This is a genomic window from Microbacterium sp. Bi128 (genome assembly GCF_918698205.1).
Genome location: NZ_CAKKMM010000193.1, coordinates 1 through 7423, shown reverse-complemented (window position 1 = coordinate 7423; position 7423 = coordinate 1). Strand labels below are relative to the sequence as shown.

Genomic DNA, 7423 nt, shown 5'->3' with positions numbered 1-7423 from the left:
GGGGCAGACCCCTCCCCCCCGGCCCGGCTTCGTCGCGGCGCGGCTCGTAGACGAGGCAGCACGCCAGCGCCGCCAGCGACGGCGCATCGAGGTCTTTCCAGAGCCCCTGGCGCAGAGACTCGGCCACGAGCAGATCGCGCTCCCCGTAGATGCGGCGCATCGTCCGCCCCGCCGGAGTCAGCTCCGTCGAGCCGTCGGCGTCGATCTCGACGTACTCCAGGGCGGCGAGCACATCCACGACGCGGTCGAACACCCGGGCCACGGTGCCGGTGCGCTGGTCGATCTGCTGCCGCGTCTTGTCGGTCGAGCGCTTGAGCTTCCAGTAGCGCTCGGCCCACCGGGCGTGGGCTTCGCGGTCGGGGCACGAGTTGCAGGGATGCCGCTGCATCCGGCGCCGCAGTGATTGGATCTGTTGCTGCCGCTCGTCGCGCAGACGTCGCGGGGCCGTCGCATCGCGGCGATTGATCTTCTCGAGATCCGAGAGTTCACGACGGATCGTGGAGTATTCGCGGAAATCTCCGCGATCGCACGTCATCGCGGTTTCGTACCCCGCCAGCGACTCCTCAGCCTCTTTCACCTGGCGAGCGAGCCCCACGACGGAGCGGTCGGCCTGGAACTGCGCGAACGAGGACTCCAGGATCTCTCGCGCGCGGGCACGACCGAACCGGTCGATGAGGTTCACGGCCATGTTGTACGTGGGCCGGAAGCTCGAGTTCAGCGGATACGTGCGGCGCGAGGCCAGCGCCGCGACCGATTGCGGTTCGAGTCCCTCAGTCCACTGCACGACGGCGTGGCCCTCGACGTCGATCCCGCGCCGACCGGCGCGCCCGGTGAGCTGCGTGTACTCGCCCGAGGTGATGGCCACGCGCGCTTCGCCGTTGAACTTCTCGAGCTTCTCGAGCACGACGGTGCGGGCGGGCATGTTGATGCCCAGGGCGAGGGTCTCGGTGGCGAAGACGACCTTGACGAGCTTGCGACGGAAGAGCTCTTCGACGACCTCTTTGAAGGCCGGGAGCAGCCCGGCGTGGTGGGCGGCGAGGCCGCGCTCGAGGTTCTCGCGCCACTCCCAGAAGCGCAGGACCGCGAGATCCTCGTCCTTGAGCGCGAACGTCAGCTCGTCGACGACGCGACGGATCTCGGCGCGCTCCTCGGACGAGGTCAGCCGCACGTCGGACCGCCGCAGTTGCTGCACGGCGGCGTCGCAGCCGGCCCGACTGAAGATGAAGAAGATCGCCGGCAGCAGGTGATTGCGTCGCAGCAGGTCGACGACCTGCGGACGGTCGATGCGCTCGATGCGGGGGGCCTGCGCGGCGCGGACCGGGCGCTGCCCTCCTCGCGGCTGACGTCGGCCGCCGGCGTGACGTGCCGACCGGTACTGCTGCGCCTGGCGATTGTTGTCGTAGGTCGAAGCGTGCCCGCCGCGGATGCGCAGCAGCTCCTGGTTCACCTGGGCGGTCGCGACCCCGGCGCGATCGTCGAAGAGCGGCAGCAGGTCTCCCCGTACGAGCACGTGCTGCTCGAGCGGGACGGGCCGCGTCTCGGACACGATCACCTCGGTGTCGCCGCGCACCGTGTCGAGCCAGTCGCCGAACTCCTCGGCGTTGGACACGGTCGCCGACAGCGACACCAACCGCACCGAGCGCGGCAAGTGGATGATGACCTCTTCCCACACGGCACCGCGGAAGCGGTCGGCGAGGTAGTGCACTTCGTCCATCACGACGAACCGCAAGCCGCGCAGGGCCGGAGAGTCGGCGTACAGCATGTTGCGCAGCACTTCGGTCGTCATCACGACGATCCGCGCGGAGGCGTTGATGTTGGTGTCGCCGGTGAGCAGGCCCACCTCGTCGTCGCCGTACACCTCTTGCAGCTCGTGGAACTTCTGGTTCGACAGCGCCTTGATGGGCGTCGTGTAGAACGCCTTGTCGCCCGGCTCGAGCATCGCCAGGTGGATCGCGAACTCGCCCACGATGGTCTTGCCCGCGCCGGTGGGCGCGGCGACGAGCACGCTGCGGCCGTCCTCGAGGGCCTGGCATCCGGCGAGCTGGAACGGATCGAGCTCGAACCGCTGCGACTCCGCGAAGTCGGCGGTCAGGGGATGCTGTGCGCGGGCGGACGCCCGGGCGAAACGGTCGGCGGGGCTCAGTCCACTCACGCGGTCGATCCTGGCAGTCCCGCTGCGACGGCGCGACGGGCCTTGCGCCGGTCGAACAGCATCGATACGCCGGCCGCGGCGACGAACAGGACGATCAGGATGCCGGCGAGCATGAGCATGCTCACCACGTCGGCGGCGGGAGTGGCGAGGGCCGCGAACACCGTGGCGATGATGATGGCGACGCGCCAGCCCTTGAGGATCGCGCGCCCGCTCATGATGCCGGCGACGTTGAGCGCCACGAGGAACACCGGCAGCACGAACGCGACGCCGATGACGATCATGAGCTTGAAGACGAAGTCGTAGTAGTCGGACGCGTTGTAGAAGTTGACGCCGCCTTCGGGCGTGAAGCCCCACATCAGCTCGATGACGTGCGGGACGATGAGCATGCCGACCCAGCACCCGATGAAGAACAGCGGAACCGCGGCCGCGACGAAGCCGACCGTGTACCGGATCTCTTTGCGCGTGAGCCCGGGCATGATGAACGCCCAGATCTGCCAGAGCCACACGGGGGCGGAGAGGAAGATGCCGATCGAGAACGCGATCCGCATGCGCAGATCGAACGCGGACGTCACGTTGGCGAAGTTCAGCGCCGAGAAGTCGTCGCCGCGACGTTCCGTGATGACGCGGATGGGCTCAGTGATCCAGGCGATGACCGGGTCCGTGACGATGAAGGCCACCACCATGCCCAGGATCAGTCCCGCGGCGGCGATCATCAGGCGCTTGCGGAGCTCGACGAGGTGAGCGCCGATCGACATGCGCTTGTCTCGCCGCGGTCCCTCCGGCACCTCGATCCGCGGCGGTCCTGCCGTGGTCACGCGCTATGCAGAGGTGTCGTTCGAGGCGCGTCGCTCAGGCGTGACGGACGGGGCGGCGTTCGCCTCGGTGGCACGGGGAGCCTCGGGCGCGACAGCTCCATCATCGTCGCGCTTCATCTCTTTCATCTCGCTCTTGAAGACGCGAGCCGACTGGCCCACGCTCTTCGCGAGCGCAGGGAGCTTCGCAGCGCCGAACAACAGCAGAATGACCGCGAGAACGATCAGCAGGTGCCATCCGTTGAGATTGCCTAGCATGAGAACTCCTCGTCTCGTTCGGGCGTTGGGATTCAGTCTAACCCGACCCCGCCCGCGACGGCCGGAGCACGACCGCCGTTCACCCTCCGGGCGAGACATCTCCTGCGTACTGCGAGAGACCGGCGGCCGCCCACGCTGCTGCGGCCCGCCGGGCACCGGTGGGCTCGAGCAGTTCCACCTCTCCGCCGCGTCGGGCGGCGAGACGCTTCAGGCTCTGCTCGTCGGCCAAGCGCATCGATGCCACCGCTGCATCGCCCTCCGCCTCGATCGTGGCGCGCTCGAGATAGTCCGACATCAGCGGAGCCACGGCCAGGGGGAAGCGGAACCGTGCGACGACCTCGTCGTCCGCGGGGGCGAACAGCTCGGGGACGGGGTCGGCGCCGTGGACCGCGGGGATGTCGGTGAGCTCGGGGTCGCTCACCCTCTCGAGGTGGAACGTCCGGACGGCCTCGCGAGTGTGGCACCAGCCCTGCAGGTACCACTGCCCGCCGGCGATGTGCACCTTGATCGGGTCGACCGTCCGCGTCGTTGGGCCGGCACCCGGTGCGCGGTAGGTGAAGGACACCGCCACGTGTCGACGCAGTGCGCGGTCCACGACGTCGCGGACTCCGTCGACCGGCCCCGGAGCGACGATCACCGCCGGCGGCGTCGACGACGCCCCCCGCGCGAGTTTGGCCAGCAGCCCCGACACGAGAGCGCTGTCGCCCACTCCGGGCAGAGTGCGTGTCAACTGCAGACCGGCCAGCAGGGCGGCGGCCTCGCGCGCCGTGAGCCGGGGAGAGCGCTCGAGCCCGACGGTGTTGGTGATCGAGATCACGTCGTCGCGGTCGAGCAGGTCCCAGTCGATGTCGAAAAGCTCGTTCGGCAGCTGCCAGTACCCGCGTTCGCCGGGGAGGCCGATGACGGTCAAGCGCTCGACCATCGCCCGCATCTGGTCGGGCGCGACGTCGAAGTCGGCCGCGGCTTCGGCGATCGACACCTCACCCTTGCCGACGATGTACGGCACGAGCTGCAGCAGCAGTGCCGCGCGGTCGAGGGCCGGCAGAGATCGATCGGAGCTCACGCGGCACCCCCGTGCAGAGCGAGGGTCGCACGGAGGCGCCGGATGACCTCGTCGCGCAGGTCGTCGGGAGCAACCACGCGCACCTCGGGTCCGTACGAGGCGAGTTCATCGGCGAAGACGTGCAGATCGACGTAGGGCACGACGATGCCCTGCGGCGCGGGGTCGGCGCGGCGTGAGAGCCGCAGCGCCGCCTCGGTCCCGGGGTGCACCTCGAGCAGCGCACGCTGACGGCGCGCAACGGACTCGAGACCGGCGAGGGCGCGCTCCCCCGCCCCCTCGCGCAGCGCCTCGTCGAAACGCTCGCGCGTCACCGTGACGTCACCGACGATCCGCGAGAGAAGGAACGTGCGCTCGGCATCCATCGTGAGGTCGAAACCGAACACATGCCACCGCGCCTCGTACTCCAGCAGCGCCAGCGGACGGATCCGACGCTCGCGCGACCGCGCGTCGCCCGGACGCAGATAGCTGAACGTGACCACGCGGCACTGCTCGATCGCGCGCTGCAGCGCGGGGAAGGCGGCATCCCGTGCGCGGATGCGAGGCGCGTAGCCGATGATCGGCTCGTCGACCGCGATGCCCAGCGCGCGGATCTTGCGCAGACCGCTCCGCGCGTCCGCGGAGAGCGACTCGCTCCCCCACACACTGCCGGCGATGTTCAGCAGCGCGACCTCGGCGGGGCTGAACGAGATGTCCTCGGGGAGGGAGTATTCCGCGGTCGGCACCCGGTACCGCGCCTCGCGCAGGTCTTCGGGGTCGGCGCGATCACCGATCGTCTCGATGGGCACGCCCAGACCGCGCAGATTCTCTTTGTCGCGCTCGAACATCTTCTCGAGCGCATCCTTCGACGCGCCCGCTTCGTATTGCTCGCGATACCCGGCCACCGACGACAGGATCGTGTCCTTCGTCAGGCCCTGCTCGGTCGCCATGAGGGCGACGACGAGGTTGACCAGACGCTCCTCAGGAGCGGGTCGGGACGAGGTGGCGGACACCCGCCCATCCTAGGCGCGGGCCGGACTCAGCCGTCGACGCCGATGATGTCGAAGACGTAGACCAGAGCGGTGTCCGCCGGGGCGCGGAACGCCTGCTGATCGGCAGCCGTCTGGTCGGCCGGGACCACGACGAGCACTTGCGAGCCCACCGTCTGGCCCTCGAGGGCCGCGGCGAGCTCTTCGGGCAACTGCGAGGGTGCGGCGGTGATCGGGGTCTTGCCCCAGGTCGACGCGAACTGCTTCCGGTCGTTCCACGCCACGCCCAGGACGTGGACGCGGGCGGTCGAGTCGGCGGTCAACTCGGGTCCGTCGCCCTTCTTCAGCGTCTGCACCGACACGTCCGACGGCGCGTCGCCGTCGGGGATCGTGAGGCCCGGCTGCCCGTTGGGCGCGCGGACCACCGTCGGAAGACCGAAGCCCGCCGTGAACTGGTCGGCGCCGTCGGCCGCGGGGAGGTACACGCGCTCGACGTCGGCGACGACGACGGCCGAGCCGCCCTCGGGGATCTGCAGACCCTGGGCCGCCTGCGCACCGACGGCGTCGTAGGGCAGGGAGACCACGACGCGGGAGCCCTGCGTGGAGCACAGGATCGCGGACGAGAAGTCGGGGAAGGTGGCATCCCAGCCGGACAGCGGCTGCGCGTTGCTGAGGTTGCCGTCGTAGCGCGACCCCACGATGCGCTCGCCCGTCACGCCGTTGTACACGGTGAGGTCGAGGAGCACGAGCTGGTCGGGCTGCGTGATGCGCTCACCGTCGCCCGTGACCACGGTCTGCACCGAACGCGCGTCCGGCAGGAACGGCGACCGCACCTGCACCTCGGGCGGCGTCCCGACCTCGCCCGAGACGGTCACGGCCGCGGCTGCGCGCGGATCGGCGGTGGGGGCCGCACAGGCGGAGCCGTCGGTACCGGCGGATGCCGAGCATCCGACGAGGCCGATTCCGGCCAGGGCGGTCACGGCGACGAGGGCGGGAAGTCTGCGCACCGGATCAGTTTAGGCGGTCGCGTCGGGGGTCTCCGTCGCCGCGACCTCTTCACCGCCGCGCTGTCGGACTCCATCCGCGGCCTTCTGCGCTTCGCGCACGCGCTTGCGGAGGTTCTTGTCGGTGATCTCACGGTCGCCGACGGCACCGGGGGTCCACAGCTCCACGTCCTCGTCGCCGTAGCTCGACTTCGACGCGCGGCGCTTGACCTCGGGCGGCACCGCACCGGGCGCGAGGCGCCGGGCCGTGATGAGGAACCCGGTGTGAGCGACCATGCGGTGGTCGGGGCGGACGGCGAGACCCTCGACGTGCCATCCGCGCACCATGGTCTCGGAGGCATCCGGTTCGGTGAACAGGCCCGTACCGCGGATGTACTCCGCGACGCGGCTGAGCTGCGTCGCCGTGGCCACGTAGCAGAGCACGACGCCGCCGGGCGTCAGCGCGTCCGCGGCGGCGTCGATGCACTCCCAGGGCGCGAGCATGTCGAGCACGATGCGGTCGACGGATGCCGGGGCGACGGCATCCGGGAGGTTCTCGACGAGGTCGCCGACGACGACCTCCCACGTGGACGGAAGCTCGCCGTGGAACGTCTCGACGTTGGCGCGGGCGACGTCGGCGAACTCCTCACGGCGCTCGAACGACACGAGCCGGCCGGACGGGCCGATCGCCCGCAGGAGCCACAGCGACAGGGCACCCGAGCCCACGCCGGCCTCGACGACCGTCGCGCCGGGGAAGATGTCGGCCTGGGCGAGGATCTGCGCGGCGTCCTTCGGATAGACGATCGCGGCACCGCGAGGCATCGACATCACGAAGTCGCGCAGCAGCGGACGCAGGGCGAGGTAGTCGTGGCCGGAGCTGTTGGTCACGACGCTGCCGTCGGGCTGCCCGACCAGCAGTTCGTGCGTGAGGACCCCGTTGTGGGTGTGGAGCTCGCCGTTCTCGCGGAGCGTGATGGTGTGCATCCGCCCCTTCGGACCGGTCAGCTGCACGCGGTCGCCGACCCGGAAGGGTCCGCTCAGGTGCGGGGTCTCGCTCATCGGGTCTCCTGCGGGTTCGTGGCCGTGGTCAGGGCCGGGGCGTGGGCGGTGTGAAGGGCGGCGAGGTCGGCCGCGGTGCGTCCGTCCAGCGTCGGCCACAGGGCGTGCGCCCCGAGTCCGTCGAGCGGCAC

Annotated in this window: 7 protein-coding genes; all 7 read right to left on the bottom strand. The window is 70.2% G+C overall.

Features of this window, described 5'->3' with window-relative positions; genetic code table 11:
* The coding region (locus LQV45_RS14145; protein WP_230007579.1) for an RNA helicase at window positions 1-2152 on the bottom strand (2152 nt) is incomplete at its 3' end.
* On the bottom strand, window positions 2149-2907 hold the full coding sequence (gene tatC / locus LQV45_RS14140; RefSeq protein ID WP_230007580.1) for a twin-arginine translocase subunit TatC: 759 nt from the start codon (window positions 2905-2907) through the stop codon (window positions 2149-2151). The genes tatC and LQV45_RS14145, both read right to left, overlap by 4 nt.
* A 63-nt stretch (window positions 2908-2970) precedes the next feature.
* Window positions 2971-3222: a Sec-independent protein translocase subunit TatA gene (tatA, locus tag LQV45_RS14135; protein WP_138175215.1), complete on the bottom strand. Its 252-nt coding sequence runs from the start codon at window positions 3220-3222 to the stop codon at window positions 2971-2973.
* A gap of 79 nt (window positions 3223-3301) precedes the next feature.
* A complete protein-coding gene (locus tag LQV45_RS14130) occupies window positions 3302-4285 on the bottom strand; it encodes a YafY family protein (protein ID WP_230007578.1) in 984 nt (327 codons plus the stop codon).
* A complete protein-coding gene (locus tag LQV45_RS14125; RefSeq protein ID WP_230007577.1) occupies window positions 4282-5274 on the bottom strand; it encodes a YafY family protein in 993 nt (330 codons plus the stop codon). Before LQV45_RS14125 ends, LQV45_RS14130 begins: the two co-directional genes overlap by 4 nt.
* Before the next feature lie 26 nt (window positions 5275-5300).
* Window positions 5301-6257: an FKBP-type peptidyl-prolyl cis-trans isomerase gene (locus tag LQV45_RS14120; protein WP_138175209.1), complete on the bottom strand. Its 957-nt coding sequence runs from the start codon at window positions 6255-6257 to the stop codon at window positions 5301-5303.
* Between the two features lie 9 nt (window positions 6258-6266).
* Window positions 6267-7292, bottom strand: a complete 1026-nt coding sequence (locus LQV45_RS14115; protein ID WP_230007576.1) for a tRNA (adenine-N1)-methyltransferase — start codon at window positions 7290-7292, stop codon at window positions 6267-6269.
* Window positions 7293-7423: the final 131 nt, after the last annotated feature.

Coding starts and splice junctions, on each gene's coding strand:
- tatC (WP_230007580.1), bottom strand. CDS start 2,907: ATGTCGATCGGCGCTCACCTCGTCGAGCTCCGCAAGCGCCTGATGATC.
- tatA (WP_138175215.1), bottom strand. CDS start 3,222: ATGCTAGGCAATCTCAACGGATGGCACCTGCTGATCGTTCTCGCGGTC.
- LQV45_RS14115 (WP_230007576.1), bottom strand. CDS start 7,292: ATGAGCGAGACCCCGCACCTGAGCGGACCCTTCCGGGTCGGCGACCGC.